The sequence below is a fragment of the Paenibacillus sp. FSL R7-0340 genome, from assembly GCF_038002205.1.
Lineage (GTDB): Bacteria > Bacillota > Bacilli > Paenibacillales > Paenibacillaceae > Paenibacillus > Paenibacillus polymyxa_B.
In genome coordinates this window covers 4189896-4211857 of sequence record NZ_JBBOBY010000001.1, presented here as the reverse complement: position 1 = coordinate 4211857, position 21962 = coordinate 4189896, and the positions used below count along the sequence as shown (strand labels likewise).

Annotated in this window: 23 protein-coding genes and 1 tRNA gene; 15 read left to right on the top strand and 9 right to left on the bottom strand. The window is 46.2% G+C overall.

All coding sequences use genetic code 11. The annotated features are described in order from the left end of the window. Window positions 1-114: 114 nt before the first annotated feature. Window positions 115-1239, top strand: coding sequence for a glycosyltransferase family 4 protein (locus MKX59_RS18445; RefSeq protein WP_023988040.1), 1125 nt, complete (start codon window positions 115-117; stop codon window positions 1237-1239). Here MKX59_RS18445 and MKX59_RS18440 read toward each other — a convergent pair. Next, window positions 1236-2342, bottom strand: a complete 1107-nt coding sequence (locus MKX59_RS18440) for a YkvI family membrane protein (protein ID WP_023988041.1) — start codon at window positions 2340-2342, stop codon at window positions 1236-1238. The genes MKX59_RS18445 and MKX59_RS18440 overlap by 4 nt on opposite strands. 141 nt (window positions 2343-2483) lie before the next feature. Between MKX59_RS18440 and MKX59_RS18435 the strand changes: the two genes are divergently transcribed. The 5 genes from MKX59_RS18435 (at window position 2484) to MKX59_RS18415 (ending at window position 5000) form a co-directional block, all read left to right on the top strand. Continuing rightward, window positions 2484-3089, top strand: a complete 606-nt coding sequence (locus MKX59_RS18435) for a DedA family protein (protein ID WP_023988042.1) — start codon at window positions 2484-2486, stop codon at window positions 3087-3089. Between the two features lie 84 nt (window positions 3090-3173). Further along, complete coding sequence (locus MKX59_RS18430) at window positions 3174-3746, top strand: xanthine phosphoribosyltransferase (RefSeq protein WP_023988043.1); 573 nt, start codon at window positions 3174-3176, stop codon at window positions 3744-3746. 101 nt (window positions 3747-3847) lie between these two features. Continuing rightward, the gene (locus tag MKX59_RS18425; protein WP_007429850.1) at window positions 3848-4192 is read left to right on the top strand and encodes a hypothetical protein; all 345 of its coding nucleotides are present in this window, start codon (window positions 3848-3850) and stop codon (window positions 4190-4192) included. A gap of 139 nt (window positions 4193-4331) precedes the next feature. After that, window positions 4332-4553 (top strand): hypothetical protein, encoded by a 222-nt coding sequence (locus MKX59_RS18420; protein WP_023988044.1) that lies wholly within the window; start codon window positions 4332-4334, stop codon window positions 4551-4553. A gap of 117 nt (window positions 4554-4670) precedes the next feature. Next, a complete protein-coding gene (locus tag MKX59_RS18415) occupies window positions 4671-5000 on the top strand; it encodes a carboxymuconolactone decarboxylase family protein (protein ID WP_013309744.1) in 330 nt (109 codons plus the stop codon). Window positions 5001-5142: 142 nt separating this feature from the next. On the opposite strand, the gene MKX59_RS18410 is transcribed toward MKX59_RS18415, so the two are convergent. Further along, window positions 5143-5679, bottom strand: coding sequence for a hypothetical protein (locus MKX59_RS18410; protein WP_340858695.1), 537 nt, complete (start codon window positions 5677-5679; stop codon window positions 5143-5145). Window positions 5680-5899: 220 nt separating this feature from the next. On the opposite strand from MKX59_RS18410, the gene MKX59_RS18405 reads away from it, so the two are divergent. After that, window positions 5900-5983, top strand: a tRNA-Leu gene (locus tag MKX59_RS18405). Between the two features lie 301 nt (window positions 5984-6284). Here the strand turns inward: MKX59_RS18405 and MKX59_RS18400 are convergent. Then, entirely contained in the window at window positions 6285-7784 is a 1500-nt protein-coding gene (locus MKX59_RS18400) for an MFS transporter (protein WP_023988047.1), read from the bottom strand. 136 nt (window positions 7785-7920) lie between these two features. On the opposite strand from MKX59_RS18400, the gene MKX59_RS18395 reads away from it, so the two are divergent. The 3 genes from MKX59_RS18395 (at window position 7921) to MKX59_RS18385 (ending at window position 10404) form a co-directional block, all read left to right on the top strand. After that, window positions 7921-8760: a MerR family transcriptional regulator gene (locus MKX59_RS18395; protein ID WP_340858694.1), complete on the top strand. Its 840-nt coding sequence runs from the start codon at window positions 7921-7923 to the stop codon at window positions 8758-8760. Between the two features lie 70 nt (window positions 8761-8830). Then, window positions 8831-9343 carry a peptide-methionine (S)-S-oxide reductase MsrA gene (msrA, locus tag MKX59_RS18390; RefSeq protein ID WP_028542807.1) on the top strand — a complete coding sequence of 171 codons (513 nt, stop codon included), beginning with the start codon at window positions 8831-8833 and terminating at the stop codon, window positions 9341-9343. Between the two features lie 125 nt (window positions 9344-9468). Next, window positions 9469-10404, top strand: a complete 936-nt coding sequence (locus MKX59_RS18385) for a divergent polysaccharide deacetylase family protein (protein WP_053325173.1) — start codon at window positions 9469-9471, stop codon at window positions 10402-10404. On the opposite strand, the gene MKX59_RS18380 is transcribed toward MKX59_RS18385, so the two are convergent. Continuing rightward, on the bottom strand, window positions 10379-11140 hold the full coding sequence (locus MKX59_RS18380; protein WP_023988051.1) for an N-acetylmuramoyl-L-alanine amidase: 762 nt from the start codon (window positions 11138-11140) through the stop codon (window positions 10379-10381). The genes MKX59_RS18385 and MKX59_RS18380 overlap by 26 nt on opposite strands. Before the next feature lie 290 nt (window positions 11141-11430). Here MKX59_RS18380 and MKX59_RS18375 point away from each other — a divergent pair, with 290 nt between their 5' ends. After that, window positions 11431-11622, top strand: a complete 192-nt coding sequence (locus tag MKX59_RS18375; protein ID WP_023988052.1) for a YqzE family protein — start codon at window positions 11431-11433, stop codon at window positions 11620-11622. A 99-nt stretch (window positions 11623-11721) separates the two neighbouring features. On the opposite strand, the gene MKX59_RS18370 is transcribed toward MKX59_RS18375, so the two are convergent. From MKX59_RS18370 to MKX59_RS18355, 4 genes are all read right to left on the bottom strand, one after another. Further along, entirely contained in the window at window positions 11722-12978 is a 1257-nt protein-coding gene (locus MKX59_RS18370; protein WP_226887703.1) for a hypothetical protein, read from the bottom strand. 58 nt (window positions 12979-13036) lie between these two features. Then, window positions 13037-13987, bottom strand: coding sequence for a YqhG family protein (locus tag MKX59_RS18365; RefSeq protein ID WP_053325174.1), 951 nt, complete (start codon window positions 13985-13987; stop codon window positions 13037-13039). Window position 13988: 1 nt separating this feature from the next. After that, window positions 13989-15803: a DEAD/DEAH box helicase gene (locus MKX59_RS18360; protein WP_068940291.1), complete on the bottom strand. Its 1815-nt coding sequence runs from the start codon at window positions 15801-15803 to the stop codon at window positions 13989-13991. Window positions 15804-15938: 135 nt separating this feature from the next. Next, window positions 15939-16778, bottom strand: a complete 840-nt coding sequence (locus tag MKX59_RS18355; RefSeq protein WP_023988057.1) for a helix-turn-helix transcriptional regulator — start codon at window positions 16776-16778, stop codon at window positions 15939-15941. Between the two features lie 163 nt (window positions 16779-16941). On the opposite strand from MKX59_RS18355, the gene fabF reads away from it, so the two are divergent. From fabF to MKX59_RS18335, 4 genes are all read left to right on the top strand, one after another. Next, on the top strand, window positions 16942-18180 hold the full coding sequence (fabF, locus tag MKX59_RS18350) for a beta-ketoacyl-ACP synthase II (protein ID WP_023988058.1): 1239 nt from the start codon (window positions 16942-16944) through the stop codon (window positions 18178-18180). Between the two features lie 141 nt (window positions 18181-18321). Then, complete coding sequence (locus MKX59_RS18345; RefSeq protein ID WP_028542801.1) at window positions 18322-18828, top strand: GNAT family N-acetyltransferase; 507 nt, start codon at window positions 18322-18324, stop codon at window positions 18826-18828. Between the two features lie 20 nt (window positions 18829-18848). Next, the gene (locus MKX59_RS18340) at window positions 18849-19805 is read left to right on the top strand and encodes a helix-turn-helix transcriptional regulator (RefSeq protein WP_053326550.1); all 957 of its coding nucleotides are present in this window, start codon (window positions 18849-18851) and stop codon (window positions 19803-19805) included. A gap of 94 nt (window positions 19806-19899) precedes the next feature. After that, a complete protein-coding gene (locus MKX59_RS18335; RefSeq protein ID WP_340858693.1) occupies window positions 19900-20640 on the top strand; it encodes a zinc ribbon domain-containing protein in 741 nt (246 codons plus the stop codon). A gap of 86 nt (window positions 20641-20726) precedes the next feature. Here the strand turns inward: MKX59_RS18335 and MKX59_RS18330 are convergent, their stop codons facing one another. Continuing rightward, on the bottom strand, window positions 20727-21962 hold the full coding sequence (locus MKX59_RS18330) for an MFS transporter (protein WP_069080864.1): 1236 nt from the start codon (window positions 21960-21962) through the stop codon (window positions 20727-20729).

Genomic DNA, 21962 nt, shown 5'->3' with positions numbered 1-21962 from the left:
ATTTTCTTTTGTGACTAACATTTATTCTCAATATATCATCTTTCAGAAAATCCGGAAACCTATACATACAATCTGTGATCCGGGCAGTTTAATGCTTGAAAGGGGAAGCACGTCATGAAATTGCTACAGGCTCTCTTTTTCCCACCCGAGCAACCGGGAGGCGTTTCATCCATGATTCCATATCTGCAAGAGCGATTTACATCCCCCCGTTGGGAAATGGAGCTATTTTCAATCCCTAAACGGATTCGCAACAAGGGTAGGGACGAAGTAACTTTTGATACCTTTGACTGGACGAGATATGAACAATATCCAATCGTCCAAAAATATATTCAGACGTACCGTGACTATTTGTGGTGGACACGGCTTCGTATTCAGAAGCCCTATGACCTCATTCATGCCCATCATCCTATTGCCGGAATCGCCATGAAAACTGTTTTTCCTGACATTCCGCTCGTACAGACGATTCACTCTTCCTATGAGAAGGAGTTAATTCTAAACGGGAAAATAGAGGAGAACGGGCCTGAACACCAATTCTTGGTGTCACTGTATGGGGAAATGGAGCAGAAGGCGGATCGCTTGATAGCGGTATCTCATTCTTTTCAGCATTACTTAACTCCTTACGTTCAGAATCCGCAAGACATTGCAGTCATTCCGAACGGATATGATGAGAAGCGCTTCAAGCCCATTCCACACGAAAATGAAGTGACACAGCTCATAACCGTTTGCCGCCTTGTTCCGGCGAAAGGACTGGATATTTTATTGCGGGCCTGTGCTGAACTTAAAAAAAGAAATCTGGAATTTGTGCTTCATATTATTGGAGACGGTCCGGTTCGCCCTGAGCTGGAAGAGATGGCACGACAGCTCGATATATACCATGAGACGATTTTTTATGGATATACCCTTCATCCAGAAGAGTTTATGCCTTTCTTTGATGTATTTGTTTTGCCTTCTCGGGCGGAGGCCTTTGGTTCGGTATTTGCGGAAGCAGCGTTGAGTTGTCTGGCATTGGTAGGTACAGAAGTGGGAGGAATACCGGAGCAGATTGAGGATGGGGTAAATGGCCTGCTCGTGCCACCCGACAATCCGAGGGCACTGGCAGACGCTTTAGAGAAGGTCATTGCTGACCCTGCCTATCGTTATGAGCTGGCTAGATCTGCCTGCGATAAGGCTAAATCAAGCTATTCTTTAAGTCGGGCGGTTAACGAGTTGAAGAAAATGTATTTGAAATTTCCACATTAACCATGACGAGTATCACCTGGTTTGGAATCGGAATGCCGAAAGCTGGAGCGAGGACGTGAGGAACGGAAAGGTCTCCCGCGTCCTGCTATGATCAGTTTACTAACCCACATCAGACTGAGCATTCCGAAAATAGGATAAAGGACAGATAACAGTGAACTGAAGCCGAACTGACTGATTAAAAAACAGGTGAGCATAATGAATAGTGTGATGAGCTTGGGCGAAATTTGGACATGCTGACGAATTTGCAGACTGACTCCATAAATGTCGGCTACAAAGGTACTGAAGATTTCCATGAAAATGAGTAGAATGTATATGATTTCGACAAAGGCACCCAGACGGTAAGCAATGCTTCCCATAGGGATTTCAAATTGCTGAATACCCGGCATATGTGCTGACATGGCAAAGTGCGCAGCCATCAGCATAAATCCGACACCAATTCCTCCCAAAACTCCACCCCAGCGGATGGTTCTTCGGGAAAAGGTTTGGCTGCCAAGGGGTACAAGCACGGCTTGGGCCATAGTCAGGTTGAAGGACGTGTACAGCAGTGGAGAGAGCAAGGTTCGAAATGTACTGTGATCTGTCGTATTCGTAATAAAACTCTGAGGATTAGGCATGGAGAGCGTGCTGTGAACGAGCAGAAGAGACATGATGATCATCAAAGGGACAACCACGGTGTTCATATGCAAGATGGCTTTAATGCCTTTACTTAGCAGCAAATAAGTTCCAATCAGTGTAATAAGCAGTCCGGTTTGGTAATGCAGGTGAAGGTGCTCTACAAAAACAGAGCCGGCTCCTGCCAGCATGACGCTGTTTACGCCAATCAGCACGATGAGTGTGAACCAGCTAATCCATTTCCCGGCATTGGCGCCAAAAAGATGTTTGTTCAGGTCCTCGTAGGATTTGGCTGAAATATCATGAGCGATCAGCATCATTTTCGTACCCAACCATACAAATATGATTGTGGATAGCATAATAGTGAGTGTAGCCCAACGACCATACTGCGTAAAAAATTGCAGAATTTCTTGTCCGGTAGCAAATCCGGCACCGACGATTGTACCAATGTATGTAAAAGCAATCTGAAAAACATGAATATTACGTTTCATCCCCAGTCCCTCCTTGCCTGCTTGAATAACGCTGCAGCGAGCATATAATACAAACTATGTTCAACTGAAATAGGACATGACTGGATGAGACTGAAAATAATTAAAGTGAATTTAATGAATAGCTTGACGGGAGCGTAATTTATGGGTCAAATCCTTGCATGGATACTGGAATACGGATATTTGGCAATGTTCGGTTTGCTTGCACTTGGAGTAGCGGGTATGCCGATACCCGACGAAGTGCTAATGATCGCCTTCGGCGGGCTCGTGTCTCAAGGGCACTACAACTTCATTGCTGCACTGGCAGTCACATTTTTCGGTAGTATGACGGGTATGATGCTTAGCTACACACTGGGGCGTCTGCTGGGCAAACCACTTTTGCATCGATACGGAAAATGGGTGAGGCTTACGCCTTCTAGAATTGCCTCTTCTGAAAATTGGTTTGGGCGCTATGGTACCTGGGGAATCCTGTTCGGATATTTTGTCCCCGGCTTGAGACATGTATCCTCATATCTGGCAGGTACAACCCGTCTAGGCGTTTTTCGCTATATCAGTTATGCATCAGCAGGAGCTTTGCTGTGGTGCGGTACATTTTTGGGGATTGGACATGCGGTGGGCATGCATTGGGAGCAGGTGGCGAAGCTAATGGAGAAGGTGACGCATCGGATAGGGCTGGTCGTTATTCTTTTAATCGTTGTGGGAGGAATCACCGCATGGTTCTGGAACAAGCGTAAAAAAAATGTCACATGACCGCATGGAAAGCAGCTATAGCTTGAAAGCGGCGGGTGAAGTATGGTACTTTTACCGCATAGGAATGTCGTGGGAGGTCATGTAATGGAAGTATTAAAGAAACGAATTTTAAATGAAGGCGTGATTGCATCAGATCAGGTGCTGAAGCTGGATGGTTTGCTTAATCACCAGGTTGATCCAGAGCTGACAATGGCAATGGGACGAGAGTTCGCAGCACGTTTCCGGGAAGAGAAGATCACCAGAGTAGTGACCGTGGAGTCCTCAGGCATTGCCATCGGGTTTGCGACAGCATTGGAATTGGGTGTACCGTTGGTATTTGCTCGTCGTAAAAAGACCCTATTAGCTGATCCAGACGCGCTATGTGAACGCGTACCTTCGTTTACTAAAGGTATTGTTACGGATATTATGCTGTCTCGTCAATTTATTCACGAAGATGATCGTGTTCTGTTCATTGATGATATTATCGCTAATGGTGATGCGGCACGAGGCATGGTTAAAATCATTCAACGCTCCGGAGCGGAGTTGATTGGATTCGGTGTCGCGGTGGAAAAAAGCTTTCAGGCCGGAGCGAGAACCATCCGTGAGCAGGGTATTCGTGTAGAGTCATTGGTCAAAATTTCGTCGTTAGCTGACGGCAAGATTGAGTTTGCTGAATAGTAACAATTCAAAACTCCTGATCCTTATTTCTAATAATAACCTTTGCATGAGCTTCAATTTCGCTTATAATATAGATAAGGTTTTGGAGAGGAGGCAGCAACATGGGGAAAGAACAATTGACCGAACAGTTTTTTCTGGAAAAACTGGCAGCGGCTAAAGTACACTTTGAGCGTGCCTTGGATTGTAAGCATACGGAATTCGACGATTTGTATCCCTATATGATTGAACATCCTCAGTTTTTTTGGTATAAACGCTATGTGGCCTGGTCTGAGTTGTTGACGTTGGTTAACCTATGCGAAGAATTGTCCTTCTCTTGGAAAGAAGAATTTACTGCTCACCAAGTGGAGTATGTAGATCAGCGAGTGTTGTCTGCACAAGTGCTGGACTTCTGGTACGAGAAGAACGATACAAAAGAACATGATCACAGTGTAAACCAGTCGGGATAATTTGTCGCTCTGTTGGCAATCCATATAAGTAGTAAGAGAGAAGAGACCTAAATGATTGTTTAGGTCTCTTTTTAAACTTTTTTCATGTATATAGAATCATGGTTGCTGTGTTAAAAAAGTGAATAAGGAGGGGACAAGGATGATTATGGACGAAGAATTGGATGCTTATCGACTCTCCGGTGAAAAGGTGCGTGTCGTACGCGATGGATTGGAGTCCAACGATGTTGTTGGCATTGTACTGGCATGGGATGATGAACAGGTGCTTATTCGCCGCCAGAATCGACGTGTGGTCAAGTTGGATCGCAGTTATACATACCAGCCGTTCGGCGAGCCGCGTCACAATCCGATAGATCTGGGTTAGGAAGGGGTTCCAAATGGGTGTTGGATAAAAATAACTGAGCGATTCATTAGGCATACAGAAACTCTAAATCGGACACAGTAATGAAGGGAAATCCAACAGAGAGGACGTGCTGTGTCAATGACGGTTATGGACGAAAAAGTACATGCATACAAGGATCAAATCAGCCATTTGGAAGATCAGTTGCCCGAGGTAGTTCATGCATATCATCGCTTTACCGGAGAGTGCTTTCAAGCCGGCAGCTTAGATGAGAAAACCAAGCAACTGATTGCGCTAGGCATTGGCTTATTTGCCAACAATGAAGTATGCACGTTTTATCACGTGGACGAGGCGCGGTCCAAAGGAGCCAGTGATCAGGAAATTATGGAGACCATTGCTGTGGCCGCAGCAGTAGGTGGAGGACATGCTCTAAGTCAAGGGGTTACGCGTGTACAGAAGGCGTTGCAATAAAGCAAATCATTAATAGATATGCTTATACTTCGTGATAGCGAATATAGATCGATTTTGATATATGATGGTTATGGAAAGGAGCTTCCGAGCACAGTTGGTGTCTGCGGAAGCTTCTTTCTTTTGCGTGTTTGTTGTGCGGGGATTATGCTCTTCTGCTTGCGGCAAAAGCAGCAGGGCGAGACGTTTTACGCTTATAGGCCAAAGAGGATGTAACCAAACTTCGTTCAACGATGCGTAGGGGTTTGGAAGTTGAATTGTTTGGTAATTCGAGGCGATGTTTCTCTAGTAAAGGAAGGGCGGCTGTATGAGGCATGGAGGTCGAGAGCCCCAGATATGCTCGCATCCGCTCATACATTTCTTTGCGGAATGCTGGCATAGCCATATTGAACTGCTCTTTATTTCCTTTACTTATATAGGTGGCGTGAACGCCGGAGTGGTTTTGTTGTATGTCCAGAACATGAATGTGATATTTATTAAATTCATGTTTTATTTCAGACAGCAGGATTCCGGTACGATCTAAACCTGCGTTAACCATTTCGACATAAAGATCAGGGGTTTTCAGCATACCGCTTTCTTCAAGAATTAGGCTGTCCCGCTCAAATACTTTTTGAATAAAGGTAAGGAGCAGATAACTTTTCACAAGAGACCATTCATGCTGAGTAGTATCTAAAGAAGTCATGACCATTCACCGCCTTAGGAAAATGTGATGATAATTCATAACCGATTGAAAAAAAGAACCTTCGTTCCTGAGAACTTATGTTCTTACTTTAGCTTATTATTCCTTTTTTATCAAGGGGAAATTAACAAACATAAAAGGTTTGACATCATGATATGAGCATGGTATGATCTATCTTGTCGCTAAGAAAGATAGATCTTTCGAGGTATATGACAACATATATGCGGTCGTGGCGGAATTGGCAGACGCGCACGGTTCAGGTCCGTGTGGGCTAACCCCCGTGGAGGTTCGAGTCCTCTCGACCGCATCATCTTATAATATGCAGGTTTGTGAATTGCTTTTATAGCAGTTTGCGGACCTTTTTGTATGCTTAAAAAATTTAAGTTGTTACCCAAGACCTGTGTCGAAGAAATCTCTCCGAAGCTATGAGAACAGGATAATAAGTCTACTGTTGGAATGATCTTTTAAGCGCATTCCGGTGGATTTTTCCTAATTGAATCTACTAAATACGAGACTTTTGGAGGCGATTAAAAAATAACAAATAAAACAACTGCCGAAGTGAGATGTAGCGGCAGTTGTTTAGAATTAACTACATGGAATTAACTGTATCAAAACTCAACATCTCTTTTTTTCTTGGAGCGCGCCCCTGCCAAACGGACAACTAGCGAAGCTACCACCAAAATTGCAGTTACTCCCACAAGGATAACAAAAAAGGATTGATCAAAAGCAGAACGGCCCGCATCTTTCAGTGCTTCTGCAGCCTGGGCAGGCAAACCCTCTGCAGCTATGAGCGCTTCATCCAGGCTGTCTTTCACATTCGCTGGAACGTGGAGTCCCGTAGGGACTTTCATAGCTAGGGAATACGCAAGAGTTGACATGCTTCCGATGATAGCAATCCCTGATGCTCCCCCCATTTCATAGGCAACTTCTTCAATCGATGCAGCCATGCCTGCTTTGTGTGCCGGGGCATAGTTCATAATGGAGTGAGATGCTGCTGTCATACCTGCTCCCAAACCCACACCAAGTAAAGCCAATCCAAGAATCTGCCCGGCCATGCCTGAATTAAATTGCGTGAGATAGATGCCCATTCCCAGACCGGCAATCAGAAGAGAGAAGCTTTTAATACGGATAACGTCATAGCGATGCAATATGGACCCGGTTAAGGGGCCAGCAATGAGAGATGCAATCGGTATGCTGATCGTGTACAGTCCTGCTTGGAGAGGCGACAGACCTTCCACCAGTTGAAGACGCTGAGTTACAATATATTGAATCCCCATCTGTGTAAATGCACCCACCAAGGCCGTTATAAATCCGGTGCTGAACCTTGTAATTTTAAATAAAGTAAGATCAATAAGAGGGCTAGCGCTTTTATTTTGACGACGGATAAAGATGATAAGTGCCAAGACGCCGATAACCGCACCTATTACGGCCAATATTGGAGACCCGTCACGACGGGCAAACTCTTTGATGGAATAGATGAGTCCCACCATGGCGATCATGATTTGGATGGAGCCGGTAAGATCCCATTTTTTCTCTTTATTGCCCGCATGTTTTGGAACATAAATCAGAGTTAATGCAAAAGCAATGATCGCAATCGGCAAATTAATCAAAAATACAGAACCCCACCAAAAATGCTCTAAAAGAAGCCCGCCGACGATAGGACCTAGTCCTGCTCCTCCTGCAGAAACGGAGCCCCAAATGCCGATCGCGAATCCACGCTCGCGTTCATCTGTAAATGTAACCCTAATGATTGACAAGGTAGCGGGCATCATCATAGACGCTCCGACTGCAAGAAGAACCCGAGACGCCACCAATACAAAGGGCACGGGGGAAAAGGCGGCAGTAAGCGAAGCAGCAGCAAATACAAGCAACCCGAGGGTAAAGATTTTTTTATAACCCAAGCGGTCCCCAAGCGTTCCCATTGCTGGCAGCAGACCCGCCATAACGAGCGAGTAGCCATTGAGAATCCATAATTTTTCTGACGCTGATGCACCGAGGTCATGGGTTAAGCTCGGCAATGCGGTATACAGGATGGTCATATCCATCACAATAAGCAAAAGAGCGCTTGATACGATAGCCAGAACCAACCAGCGTTTGAATTTAGACATGTTGTTCCTCCGTGAATATAAATTTAAGTTATTACAATTTAAAACCTTAATCTATAGGGTTACCCTATAGTCAAGTGCTAATTCTCGGGATAAAATAGACATACTAAACTTCTAAAACATAACGGAGGAATGAGTTATGTCAAAAAGTCACAGCCCATACTTTACTACCAGTGAGCTGGCCAAGACTTGCGGAGTCACCAAACATACCCTGTTCCATTATGATGAGATCGGGCTCTTGAAACCAGAATTCACAAACTCAAAAGGCTATCGTTTTTACTCCATTCAGCAATGCTACGCGCTTGATATTATTAATGTGCTAAAGAAGGCGGGAAGCTCACTACAGGAAATCAAGGAATTTATTGAGAATCAGAATACGCCTCTGCTCATAGAGCTATTCAAACAGAAACTGCATGACCTTGAAGTGGAACGGATTAGAATAAAACGGATGCAAAGCCTACTGAAAGATGCCATTGAAATGACGGAGCAAGCCAAGGGAGAGTTACACGATGGACCGTCGATAGAAGAATGTGAAGAGGAATATTTCATTGCCACACAACTGGAACAGGGTGATGGTGATAAGGAGTTTGCTCACAAATTAAGTGAACATCGAGATTATTGCGAAAATCACTTTACTGATTATGAGTTTCCGATCTGGACCATTTTATCCAAGGATCGGTTTGAGTCAGGGGATTATTATTCCGATTATATTGCCAATAAGCTAAAGGCTCCGACTGTGGGAGAGAGAATAGTTACCAAACCCAAAGGCCTCTATGCTGTCTTAAATCACAGAGGATCATATGAAACAATGTCTGAAGCGTACTCCGTTATAAAAGAGTATATAGCGAGTAAAGGGATGACTGCGTGCGGGAGTGCGTACGCAGTGGATTTGCTCAACTATTTCGCAGAAAAAAATCCAGACGACTATGTAATACGGATATCGGTTGAGGTTTGTAAAGGGAGAAAATTTCTTTTATAAGGTTATCTTTTAAGATATGATAAAAAATAACGCACTTTATGATTGAAGCTATTGAAAGGTTGGATGAAATATGGAGAAAGCAACTTTTGCAGGTGGATGCTTCTGGTGTATGGTGACTCCGTTTGAGGAGCAGCCGGGCATTCATGGCATTGTGTCAGGATACACTGGAGGAACGATTCCCGATCCGACCTACGAGCAGGTTAAAACAGGAACTACAGGTCACTACGAGGTGGTGCAGATTACTTTTGAGCCTGAGCTGTTTCCTTATGAAAAGCTGCTCGAATTATATTGGCCGCAAACAGATCCTACCGACGGGGAAGGTCAATTCCAGGACCGGGGTACACAGTATAAACCCGCAATTTTTTATCATACAGAGCAGCAACGTGAGCTTGCGCAACAGTCCAAGGAGCAGTTGGTACAAAGTGGACGTTTTGATAAGCCAATTGTAACGGAGATTCTTCCTGCTTCTATTTTTTATCCGGCAGAGGATTATCATCAGGATTACCACAAGAAAAACGTGAAGCACTATAAGGAAGATCGGGCCCAATCAGGCCGTGATGAATTTATTGATAAGAACTGGTAAGCGGCTTTAATATAAGTTTCTACGCACGATAAGGCAGATCAGGGAGTATTCCATGGATCTGCCTTATACATATTTAGACGAGGTTACTCACACAATGAAGGGACAGAGAAGGAGGCTGACCCGCAATGAGTACACGACGGAAGCTACACATGAGAAACATAATAAAAAAGGCTTTAAAGGCATCTCGCGGCCGGAAAGAGCCAGCTTATGTACCTGTATTCCATTCAAGCTCTAAAATACGGAGAACCGTAGTACTCTGTATTTCGGTATGCATGTTATTCATGGTCTGTAGTACTGGTGTTGCAAAAGCATTAGACAAACAGGACGTGCCGCAAAAGATGGTTGCCGTCATTATCGACGATCTGGGAAATAATATGAAAGGGACTGAGCAAATTTTAAATTTACCCGTTAAGATTACCGTTGCTGTGATGCCTTTCCTGCCTACAACCAAGCAGGACGCTATGGAAGCGCATAAGCGTGGTCATGATGTCATCGTCCATCTTCCAATGGAACCAAAGCAGGGAAAGCCCGAATGGCTTGGACCCGGAGCAATTAAGGCAAATATGACGGATGAAGAAGTACGCGCTAAGGTGACAGCAGCCATAAAGGATGTTCCTTATGCGATAGGAATGAACAACCACATGGGTTCCAAGGTCACTTCGGATAAACGCATTATGTCTATTGTTCTTGATGTTTGTAAGGAGCATGGACTATTTTTTGTCGACAGCCGTACTAATTATTGGTCAGTGGTACCTGAACTTGCCGCTAAAAAGGGAATGCCACCGGTACGCAATGATGTTTTCCTGGATGATGTCCATACACTCGCTCATGTGAATCGGCAACTTACAAAAGTGGTTGAGTGGCTGGACGAGCACGATACATGCGTAACGATTGGGCACGTTGGCGTGTCTGGCATGTATACATCCTCGGCTCTTCATTCATCGGTTCCCAAGCTAAAGGAGCACGCCAAATTTGTGGGTATTAGCGATTTGGTGCGTGCTGTATGGGGATGGACTGGAGACCCAGCCACCAACACTACCATGCCGTCAGATGCGCAATAATGCCTTCGGCAACAGCTTCAGCAATGCTTTTTTGACCGCGATCCCCGGAAAGCATGGCTCTGTCCTGTTCGTTACTGATAAATCCGGTTTCCACAATTACAGCGGGATGCTGGATTTTATTCAGAAGATAAAAGGGTTTTCCGTACACTGTTTCTCTATTCATGCAAAATAAGCGGTTTAATGAATGCTGAATCCGTTCAGCCAACAGATAGCTGCTGCCTTCATCCTGATACAGCACAATGGGTCCACGTTTTTCGGTACGTTTGGTCCAATTGACATGCAGGCTTACAACCAAAGCGGTGGGCAGTTGTTCTGTTAGACTTTTACGTTGAGCCAGGTCTTTAAGGTGCCGGGATTTGGACTGCAACCAACGGTTATCGTCACTCAGTGCGTAGTCCTTGTCCCGATTCAGGACAGCAGGGTAACCCTGGGAGCGTAAGATCAAGTACAGCTTTTGAGCAATGGCGAGATTGATATCTTTTTCCAAAAGCCCTTTGTGACTTGTTCCACCATCCACACCGCCATGGCCTACATCAATCAGGACAACGGGCTTGGCAAAAGCGTGATAGGACGAATGTACGTTGGATGGACCCTCTGTATACTTGTTCGGTTCGCTACTTTTCTCGTTGGGCTGAGCAGCTAGATAGGTAAATGGGGCAAATACAGCACTGCAAAGGATGCATAGACTCAACCCCAGCCCTTTCAGCCATATCTTGTTTAACTTTTTTTTTCGCACGTTCTATTCCTCCAGTGGACGAATTGATTGTTTACTGAAAAACCATGCATAACAGACATCAAACCTAAAGCAACGTAGCTGCCTTCAAACATAACAATTAGCCTTGAGGTAACTGTTATGTTGAAGATAGTATGTTCCATTTAAGGGAAACCATGCATAGTTATTCCCACAGGGGTTAGACCTTTTGGAAAATGAGCAAGCTAGTTGTATCTGCACCTAACGTGTAAATCCGATATTTCCAAGCAATGTGAATGGACATGATAGGGGCAGAATAGAGGAGGTCATGGAGGATGGCGAAGAGTGACGAACTGGTGACGTATATTACGCAGCGAATTGTTCGCTATATGGAAACGCCGCGTGATGTTCGACGCAGTCAAAAACAAGCCAGAGAGCCGTGGGTGAGCAAATGGTTTGGCATGTTGCCTCTGGCTCTGAAAATGTGGATGAAATCCACACGCAGAGAACGAAGAGAGCGACATTAAACTCGCCAAAGAGACCACAAGAGGCATAGGGGATGCCATTTGAGGTCTCTTTTTGTGTTGTAGGGATCATTCCGAATCATTTTGCGTGTTTCTTAATAACTAAGAGTCCAAACGAAAAAATTCACCAGCTGACAATAACTGTTTTAATGGTACAAATCGGGACAGTCCATGATGGTAGGTTAACGCATATAAATTGGGTTGGGACGGATGATCTGGGGATATCCAGGACTGATACCCACTAATGGATAAGGGACCTCCAAAGGCAAAATTGATACCTGTGGCAGAAAATATAATACGCGGTGAAATACTCAGTGTATCCATAAATTGGGCTGTGTTACGGACAGAAAGTTTTTGCTTGGGTTGAAGCCAACCCAGATCGTCATAGGGATCAAAAGGAGCAGACGAGACCGTAACCGCTTGCGCCTTTGTTTTCAAAAAGGGTACAGATAAAGAGAATGCGTTGTTCTGGAGCTTATGTTTCCAACTCCCATCTGCCACTTCTACAGGTAACGGATCGCCAGTCACAGCATCAATACATATTTCGCTGCCTGTAGAGGAACGCACCAGCCAGTAGGCTAGTAGCGGTTCCTCATACATAGGTGTGATTTGCAGCTTGTCGATAGATGAAAGATCAGTATCTGTGAGCGACACCAGGGATTGACGAAGTACAGCCATACTATAAGGCCCGCCCGGACCATTCCCGTATTCGTTGAGTTGATATGCGCCATTGGAGTCTGAGCCGATAATCAGGTAGCCGATGTATTCTCCCGCACGGTTTACTTGAACAAGCCAACTATGGGTTCCAGGTCCGAGCGGATGATAGCTAAGCTCAGCATCTTTCCACGAGGCAAAAGGGGGCTGCGATGATAGGGATTGTACCGTGTTGTCCGCAGTCTGTTTTACGTCTGCGGGCACGCCTTGCTCCTCAGTAGGAAAACTTGCTGAAACGTCACCTGGGGAAGGGGGAATAGGACTCGTGGAATTCAATGGAGGAACCCACGAGCTTTCGTTGTAGAGAGACACCGAGTTTAAATTGTTGCCTTGTGCGGCTGAGGGAGCCGCATGAATGGAAGTGAACGGACAGACTGCGGACAGGCCGATCAGAACAGCTGCGATCATACCTATGCTATAGTGCCCGGAATGACTCTTATTCAATGTAATCCACCTTTCTGTCGGCTTGATTGCCCGACGGAGGCATTCTTTTTTATCCAGCATACAGCCTGTCCGATAAAAAGACTGCTGCACCTTGTCGGCATAAATGTCGTATCCAGGTTCGTTTTTTGCTGTCGATACATAGGAGACATGTTTAACCAAACTTGTGGTTACAGCAGCGGAAACTGATGTAGGCTGAAGCAAGATGTTACAAGCTGACGATACCTCTGCAACTTTCCTGCGAAGGAGCGAGAGATATCGGTTACCGCAGATGAAATATCCCGCAGTTAATGGCGGATACGAGTACCTTTGGCTCATATTGCCATACCATTTCTTTACGGCGGGCTTGATGCTGCTCTGAAATGGCTTCTTTTTTATCCTCTTCCTCTTTCTGCTCTTTGATTAGATCATCGTAGTAGTGGTCAATAACCTCCAATTCCTCGCGCAATCGTTCCTTCGCCTGCTCAGCCCAACCATAATCTTGCTGACGGAGTTGTTCAGTGATGTAGCTTTCAAGCGAGGTGGAAGCTTCAGGGACAGATAGCTTGGCAGGCTGTACATGCATATTGCCCGCCAGCAGCGGGCTTAGCTGCCGGGTTTCGAGCATGGCGCCAAAATCGGTTACAATGGTGCCGCTTTTGAGCGAAATACCTAGCCACTGAAGTTCCTCACGCTTCAAATCGCAGGCGAATTCAATCTTATAGCAAATGCTGAGCCAAGCTTCATAGACTACGGGAGAGCGGGCAGACAGCTGACGGGCATCAGGCTGCTCAAACAAATAAACATATTTCCCTCCATCTCGTGCGGCTTCAAAAATTTGATGCAGCCGACGGCTTCCATATCGAAGCTCCTCCTGCAAAATACGTCCAGGTCCTAATTGTGGTAACGTTGGTACATGACCGAAGTAACGCCCCATGACCTGATCCTGTGCTGCGTTGCCTGATGCTGGAGTTGGTGGCGTATGATCCGCTAAACGTTCCTGTTCTGTGCGATAGGCTTCCCCATCAAAGATGAAAGTGAAGGACATCGTCTGCGCTGGAACGCCAGTACGCTCTACGTATCCCCAATAGTAGGGGCGGTTTGTTAGGGCTTTATCCGCTTCTGGAGAAAGCTTGACGGTTACATGGTGGGGCGACCTCTCGATGACACTACATCCGGTAGCTTCCAGATAGGTGTGGACAAAGCGCTGGACTTGCTGTGCATTCATGGTCAAACTAGCGACCTCCCTTCACACTGCGTCGAGCTTTGCCTGGAGGAACCGTATTGCCTGCTAAGCCTAATAAATTCTCGGTGTTTGGCTGGTCTGTGCGCAGTTGTTCCATTTCCTGTTTGATGGAATCCAGCGAGTGACCCAGATTTTGCATTTTTTTGCGAATTTCATCATCGCTACTGGATTCAAGCATAATTTTATACAAACTTTTTTCAATGGATTCTTTCTTCTCAAACTTCTCCAGAATAACGTCCAATCCGCCAATGACCATCTCAAACATATTTATCTTTTCATGCAGCAGATGCAGGATATGCTCCTCAATCGTTCCAGTTGTGGACAAGTTAAAAATATTAACATCATGCGTCTGTCCAAGTCGATGTACCCGTCCGATCCGCTGCTCCACGCGCATGGGATTCCACGGTAAATCGAAGTTAATCATATGGTGACAAAATTGCAGGTTAATGCCTTCACCACCCGCTTCGGTGGCAATCATGACCTGAATGCGCCCACGGAACAGATCCATCATCCAATCCTTGCGTCCACGGTTCATGCCGCCTCGGTAAGGAACAGCAGATAGGCCACGGTCACGGAAATAGTTCAGCAAATACTCCTGTGTGGCTCGGTATTCTGTAAAAATGATCACTTTTTCGTTCATCTGACGGATAAGCTCAAGCGCTTTTTCTGCTTTGGAATTGGCCTTGATCGCTTTAATGTGTGCAACCAAATCCCAGACACGATCGCGTAGAGGAGAGTCTGGGGCCATCTTTTTGGATAAATTGACCAGCGTCACGAACACAGCGTCCCGGCTGCTGCACACTTCCCGTTGAAGGGTGACGAGAGACAGCATGCTACTTAAATTTCCGCCATTCGCCTGGTATTGCTCTTTGACAAAAGAGGTCACCCCATCGTACAGCGCTTGCTCTTCCGGCGAAAGTTCCAAGTGAATGTTAGAAACATTTCGTTTGGTGAATTGAACCGGGCCTTCTCCGCGACGATTGCGGATCATAACTTTAGACAGCTCATCCTTGAGCTGATCTTCATTTTTAGGCAAACGTTTATCTACAACAAAGTTGGCTGAAAAATCGCCATGTCTTCCCAATTGACCGGGCTTGAGCAGTGTAATCAGGTTAAACAGCTCAGACAGATCGTTTTGTACAGGTGTTGCTGTCAGGAGCAAACAATATTTTTTACGCAGCTTCATAATGAACTGGTAGTTGGATGTCTTTTTATTTTTCAGCTTATGAGCCTCGTCTATAATGAGCAGGTCATAATCCGTATCTAGCAGGATGTTACTATGGGGCTCCCGCTTGGCGGTATCCATAGAGGCCACGACGACCTCGGAAGACCAAGAATACGCTTTCTTCTGGGCGACAGCGGGAATACCGAATTTGCTGTTCAGCTCACGCACCCATTGTAGGACCAGGGATGCGGGTACAAGAATAAGCACTTTGGAAGCCAGCCCGCGAACCAGATATTCTTTTAGGATCATTCCAGCTTCGATCGTTTTGCCTAGGCCGACTTCATCGGCAAGAATGGCACGTCCGGACATTTGAAACAGTACCTTCCGAGCGGTATCCAGCTGATGGGGTAGTGGAGTGAGGTCTTGCAAATGCTGTAGACATTGAAGCTCATCGAAGCTCGGCACCAGCTTGGCTTTTTCAGCCTCAATGGCCAGCTGATACAGATTCCAATCTCCCCAAGGGCCACCTTTGCGTAGGCGTTGGTCCAGCTCATCCTGCCAGCTTCGATCAAATTGCACCGGAACAGGCAGTGGCGCTTGATTGTGTATATGCGGGGAACTTGTCGATTTGGCTTTCATGATGATTCCCTCCCTCCTGGTAGTAGCACAGTTGAAGCTCTTGGTTCTGTCACATATGTGGCATCTATTTAGCACAGATCGTAGATGTAGTATGGACGGAAAAAGATATCTTCATAACAGGAGGGATGAAATCCTTTAGCTGCCTTCCATTAACTTTTGGAGTTTACTTTCCGTAGAGGTTTGCGCATTGGGGGTGTAAATGCTACAACGGAGATCAACACTGCCTTGTACCTGAAGAGAAGTCAGGTCAAATAGCATTTTGCCAGCCTTGGCATGTCGAAATTCAATGAGCACCTCCGGTGCGGAGCTTACTTCGCTCTGATTCCAAAGCTCGTTAAACTCTGGGTAGGCCTGGCTCATATTTTGTATAAATTGTGCATACCAGGGGTCTGTCACGTATTGCCCGTAATAAGCGCGGAAAATAGCAAGGAATCCCTTTACAAAGTGTTCCCAATTCACGGCTAGACTTTTAAACTCCTTTTTGGTGAATAGCAGTTCAATCATATTGCGTTGCTCATGGGGTAGCTCGGCAAAATCCATAAAAACATGAGCAGCAGCGGCGTTCCAGCCGACAATATGACAGCGCCGATCTGAAATAATAGCAGGGCAGTAGTGCAGCTCTTGTACGATTTTTTGCAGAGAGGGGGAAATGACGGCTTGCTCTGCAGGAGCAGGAAGGCTGTGAGACCCGGCCTCAATCGCCAAATCATACAAATATTTGCGCTCGTCTGTGTTCAACTGCAATGCGGCAGCAATAGCATCCAACACAGAGGCGGACACCTTAATATCTCGTCCTTGTTCCAGCCAGGTATACCAGGTCGTACTGACACCTGCCAGCTGAGCGACTTCTTCTCTGCGCAAGCCTGGTGTTCTGCGACGTGATCCTTGGGGGAGACCGACCATATGTGGGTGTAGGCGGGCTCTTTTCGTTTTTAGAAAAACAGATAGTGCTTCCAGACGTGCTTCCGTTTTCATAGGTATTTTCTCTCCATTCAATGGGTATATCCGAAGTGAGCAAATAAGGCATTTACTATAGTAGTGTTCATTATACCAGGATAAACAAACACTTGTAATAGGATAAGACGAGGTTAGAATGAGGATTATAAGTAAGTCACCGAGCAGGAGGAATGAATAGCTTATGCAAAGAGTAGTGATAACAGGTATGGGTGTCGTTTCCCCACTGGGTAATGAAGTGGACACGTTGTGGAAGAATTTGCTGGAAGGCAATTCAGGTATACGTAAAATTGATACATTCGATGTGTCCGATTTGAAAGCACAAATTGCTGGACTGGTACAGGATTTTGATGCAGAAAAGCAATGGGGACGTAAAGATGCTAGACGAATGGATCGGTTTACTCAGTTTGCATTATATGCGGCAGAGCAAGCACTCAAGGATTCCGGTCTGGAACTGGATCACACCGATTTGGAGCGTGTCGGTGTTTATGTGGGATCGGGAGTCGGCGGTTTGGATACGTTGGTGGACAATGTAGATGTGCTGCTACATCGTGGACCGGGTAGAGTTAGCCCAACGCTGGTACCTATGATGATCTCGAATATGGCTGCTGCTCAAATTAGTATCGCGTTTGGAGCGATGGGACCTACGCTTTCACCCGTGACGGCTTGCTCTATTGGGAATACAGCAATTGGAGAGGCGTTTCGGACGATTCGTACAGGAGATGCGGATGTCATTTTTGCCGGTGGGGCTGAAGCGGCGGTGACTAGATTGGCCTTGGCGAGTTTCGCTAATGCGACTGCCTTGTCCACACGTAACGAGGAGCCTTCTATAGCAAGTCGACCTTTTGATCAGAATCGGGACGGCTTTGTCATGAGCGAAGGTGCAGGTATTCTGGTACTGGAGTCACTGGAACACGCTATCCGACGTGGTGCGGAAATCTATGGTGAGGTCATCGGTTATGGAGCCAGTTCGGATGCTTATCACATGGTTGCACCGCATCCCGAAGGAACCGGAGCTTACTTGGCGATGAAAGCGGCCCTTCGTTCGGCTCACATCTCCCCTGAAGAAGTGGACGTGATTAGCGCCCACGCGACGAGTACGTCTGTCGGGGATGTCGCTGAGACCCTTGCAATCCACAAGCTTTTTGGTGATTATGCCTATCAGATTCCGGTTACTGCGAATAAGTCCATGCTGGGTCATATGCTGGGGGCTGCGGGCGGTGTTGAAGCGATTGCACTTGTGCAAAGCCTGCGAGAAGGTATCATTCCTCCAACCATGCATCTGGATAATCCAGACCCTGCTTGCGATCTGGATTATGTGCCTCACGAAGCGCGCAAGGTTCCACTAAATATTGGGCTATCTAATTCTTTCGGCTTCGGTGGTCATAATGCGGTTATTGTGCTGAAGCGCTACGAGTCATAATTTGTAAGGAGTTATTGAAACCTCAGGCATTCTATCCGGCTGGATAGAGCACCTGAGGTTATTTTAATCGAAGAATAACAGATTCATTTTAGAGAAGAGATAGAGTAAGATGAAGGAAAACATTTGGAGGGACGGGAAACCATGATTTTAATCAGGAACATACAACCAGCAGACGCTGAAACGTATTGGAATTTGAGACTGGAAGCCCTGCAAATGAACCCTGAAGCTTTTGGAACCTCCTATGAGGAAGCTGCACGAGTTCCATTATCTGATGTGGTGAAGCAGATACAAAATAAACGAGATCATTACATACTTGGTGCATTTACAAAGGATCATCAGCTGGCTGGTATGACTGGGTTTAGAAGAGAACAAAAAATAAAAACGCAGCATAAAGGAACGATTTGGGGAGTTTATGTACCATCGACCTACCGAGGTCAGGGGATCGCTAAAAAACTTTTATTGGAAGTCATCAGCCAAGGTAGAAAATTGGAAGGTTTGAAGCAAATTAACCTGAGTGTGGTAACTACCAATCAAGCTGCTGTTAAGCTGTATAGGAAGTTGGGATTTGAAACCTATGGTATAGAAAAGAATGCTTTAGAATATCACGGACAGGAATATAATGAGGAACTCATGGCTTATTTTTACTAAGGGTGAAAGGTTTTGAAAAAATGAAAATTGACCGATTGCTTTCTATCGTCATTTTGCTGCTAAAGAAAAATAGAGTACAAGCGAAGGAACTGGCTGATTTATATGAGGTTTCGATCCGGACGATCTATAGAGATATTGAAGCGATTAGTATGGCAGGTATTCCGGTGGTGACTTATCAGGGAGCCAATGGGGGAATCGGTCTGATGGAAGGATACCGTTTGGATCGCAGTATGCTGACGGATAACGATGTCAAGGACATTGTGATGGGGCTGCAGAGTTTGTCCTCGACGTTGGGCAGCCCAAATGTGTCGCGGTTACTTCATAAATTTGAAAGTATTATGCCGGAGTCCGGGAAAGAGCGATTTAGTGTCCGTACCACACAGTTTATCGTCGATCATTCGGGATGGGGAAATCAAGCTGCACAGGAAGGCAAATTGAAAAAGGTGAAAGAAGCAATGAGCCAAGCGCGTACTGTCGCTTTTACCTATCGAAATGCGGAAGGAGCCATAACGGAACGGAATGTTGAACCGCATACGCTCGTTCTGAAAGGACAACAATGGTTTGTATATGCGTATTGTCCCGATAGGGAGCAGTTTCGTCTATTCAAACTCTCCCGCATGAGTGACCCTGTGGTTACAGAGACAGTTTTTGCTCGCAGGGACCTTTCTTATGAAGTGCTGCCGTGGAATGAGGGACGGATGGAGGCATCCAGAGCCGTACAACCATTTACGCTACAATTTAACCGTAATTCAAGGCATTTGGCGGAGGACTGGTTTGGCGTAGAAGCATTGACCGAGCAGGAGGAAGGGATCTATACGGTTTCGGTCCCGTTTCCTGAGGATGCATGGGCGTACGGATTTATTTTAAGCCTGGGACCGGATGTGGTTGTCAAGGAACCAGCCCATTTGCGAGACAAGATTCATAAGATGGCGCTGAGTATTGCGTCTAATTATGAAGAAGTTCGGGAATCATCTTAGATTAAGTAAAACAAACCTGACCCATAGTTGTCAGGTTTGTTTCGTTATACTGGTGGCATACCTGATATCAGTTAGCGAAAGGGGATTTACGAGGATGGATAAAGCTTGTCAAAGTTGCGGGATGCCGTTGGAGCATGAGGACCAATATGGAACGGATGCACAACATCATAAAACGGATGAGTATTGCAAGTATTGTTACAAGGAAGGCGAATTTGTACAGCCTGAATTGACTATGGAGGGAATGATTCAGCAGTCTGTGCCTTTCCTGGTAGAGAAGGGGATGCAGGAAGAAGAAGCGACTTCGATGCTGCGTAATTACCTGCCGTTTTTGAAACGATGGCGGTCCTCAGAGGATACGGGGCTTACACTGGATGGACCCATTCGGGAAGAATATCGAGGTGAGATCCGTTTGATTGGGTTGAAAGCACGTACAAGTAATCAGAATGAACAAACATCTCACGGGATCATTCCAAGCATGTGGGAACGTTTTTGGAGTGAGGACGTGCCTGGTCGGATAAAGGAAAAAGCAGGACATGCTTCTGTCTATGGTTGTTATACTGACTATGAAAATGGAGCTTTGGGCGAGTATACATTTTTTATCGGGAAGGAAGTGGCTGTTGATTTCCAGACTCCTGATGACCTTGAAGAACTTGTCATTCCGGCTGCACGCTACGCCATTTTTCAGGCAACTCAGGAACCCTCTTCTGTCTTCCGTGTATGGCAGACGATCTGGGAGTGGGCTGCCACGGGACAAGGGGAGCGGACATACACAGGTGATTTTGAAGTGTACGGCAGTCCTGATGAACCTGTTTTGATTTATATTGCAATCAAGTGATGATTTTGTCGTGACAGAAGAGAACCGCCTGGCCATTATTGTGGACCAAGCGGTTTTTTCTGATTCAATCAATAGCAGTCTCCCCATCAAGTTGAACGTCGAGTTACAGCCCAAAAGATGAGAGCCAGAGCACTGACACCAGCTCCTAATAGACACACCCCGTTCCATCCGGCATAGATGTACATATGAGTGGAAGCAATGGCCCCGGTGGCGCTACCGATGGAATAAAATATCATGTAGCCTGCAGTAAGTCGGCTCCGTGCCTCAGGGCGAACATTGAAAATCAGGCTTTGGTTGGTGACATGTACAGCCTGTACGGCCAAATCCAAAAGTATTACGCCAAGAACTAAAGCGAACAGAGAATGCTCGGTGTAGCGGATAGGTAACCAGGATAGCAGCAATACAACTAGTGCGATACCCGTCGTCCGTTGTCCCAAGCCCTGATCGGCAAGACGCCCTGCTCGTGCTGCTGCTAATGCCCCGGCGACTCCAGCCAGGCCAAAGGCTCCGATGGCTGTATGTGAAAGAGATAGAGGCGGGGCACTGAGAGGTAACACAAGCGAAGTCCACAATATGCTGAACGCCGTAAAAATGAGCAGCGCAAGGACAGCACGAATACGCAGAATTCGTTCTTGCACGAACAGTACGATAACCGAGCGGAGCAGTTGCGGATAGGAAAGTGTCACACTTGTGGGTTCGTTCTTTGGCAACACCCGCAACAGAGCTACAGCCATAAACAGCGTAAGTATAGCAGAAACAAGGTAAACTGAACGCCAGCCTGCCAGATCAGTTAATACACCGGCCACGGTTCGTGCCAGCAGAATGCCGATAACGACTCCACTGGTCACCAGACCTACGATACGCCCACGTTCAGTCGGATTAGCCAAGGTAGAGGCGAAAGCCACGAGTGTTTGAGTGACTACAGCCAGCAGTCCAATCATTGCCATTCCCATAAGCAGTATTGTACGGGTAGGAGCAAAGCTAACCACGATTAGTGCCAGCACGGATAGCAGCATTTGCCCTGTAATCAGTCGCCGTCGATTCAAAAGATCGCCAAGCGGGACGAGCAGCAACAATCCCAACGCATAACAAATTTGCGTGATGGTAATGACCATGCCTACCGATGAGTGCGTAATGCCAAATTCGTTTGCCAGCGCATCCAGCAATGGCTGTGCATAGTAAATGTTAGCGACAGCCAGCCCGCAGGCTATGGCAAACAAGAGTGCCACAGATCGGGACAAGGAGGGAATGGGGGCTGTTTCGGCAGCATTTGCTACCGTTTGATGAGGGAGGAGTACCGCTTTTTCTTCTGACGTCTTCAT

Coding starts and splice junctions, on each gene's coding strand:
- MKX59_RS18445 (WP_023988040.1), top strand. CDS start 115: ATGAAATTGCTACAGGCTCTCTTTTTCCCACCCGAGCAACCGGGAGGC.
- MKX59_RS18440 (WP_023988041.1), bottom strand. CDS start 2,342: ATGAAACGTAATATTCATGTTTTTCAGATTGCTTTTACATACATTGGT.
- MKX59_RS18435 (WP_023988042.1), top strand. CDS start 2,484: ATGGGTCAAATCCTTGCATGGATACTGGAATACGGATATTTGGCAATG.
- MKX59_RS18430 (WP_023988043.1), top strand. CDS start 3,174: ATGGAAGTATTAAAGAAACGAATTTTAAATGAAGGCGTGATTGCATCA.
- MKX59_RS18425 (WP_007429850.1), top strand. CDS start 3,848: ATGGGGAAAGAACAATTGACCGAACAGTTTTTTCTGGAAAAACTGGCA.
- MKX59_RS18420 (WP_023988044.1), top strand. CDS start 4,332: ATGATTATGGACGAAGAATTGGATGCTTATCGACTCTCCGGTGAAAAG.
- MKX59_RS18415 (WP_013309744.1), top strand. CDS start 4,671: ATGACGGTTATGGACGAAAAAGTACATGCATACAAGGATCAAATCAGC.
- MKX59_RS18410 (WP_340858695.1), bottom strand. CDS start 5,679: ATGACTTCTTTAGATACTACTCAGCATGAATGGTCTCTTGTGAAAAGT.
- MKX59_RS18400 (WP_023988047.1), bottom strand. CDS start 7,784: ATGTCTAAATTCAAACGCTGGTTGGTTCTGGCTATCGTATCAAGCGCT.
- MKX59_RS18395 (WP_340858694.1), top strand. CDS start 7,921: ATGTCAAAAAGTCACAGCCCATACTTTACTACCAGTGAGCTGGCCAAG.
- msrA (WP_028542807.1), top strand. CDS start 8,831: ATGGAGAAAGCAACTTTTGCAGGTGGATGCTTCTGGTGTATGGTGACT.
- MKX59_RS18385 (WP_053325173.1), top strand. CDS start 9,469: ATGAGTACACGACGGAAGCTACACATGAGAAACATAATAAAAAAGGCT.
- MKX59_RS18375 (WP_023988052.1), top strand. CDS start 11,431: ATGGCGAAGAGTGACGAACTGGTGACGTATATTACGCAGCGAATTGTT.
- MKX59_RS18360 (WP_068940291.1), bottom strand. CDS start 15,803: ATGAAAGCCAAATCGACAAGTTCCCCGCATATACACAATCAAGCGCCA.
- MKX59_RS18355 (WP_023988057.1), bottom strand. CDS start 16,778: ATGAAAACGGAAGCACGTCTGGAAGCACTATCTGTTTTTCTAAAAACG.
- fabF (WP_023988058.1), top strand. CDS start 16,942: ATGCAAAGAGTAGTGATAACAGGTATGGGTGTCGTTTCCCCACTGGGT.
- MKX59_RS18345 (WP_028542801.1), top strand. CDS start 18,322: ATGATTTTAATCAGGAACATACAACCAGCAGACGCTGAAACGTATTGG.
- MKX59_RS18340 (WP_053326550.1), top strand. CDS start 18,849: ATGAAAATTGACCGATTGCTTTCTATCGTCATTTTGCTGCTAAAGAAA.
- MKX59_RS18335 (WP_340858693.1), top strand. CDS start 19,900: ATGGATAAAGCTTGTCAAAGTTGCGGGATGCCGTTGGAGCATGAGGAC.
- MKX59_RS18330 (WP_069080864.1), bottom strand. CDS start 21,962: ATGAAGACGTCAGAAGAAAAAGCGGTACTCCTCCCTCATCAAACGGTA.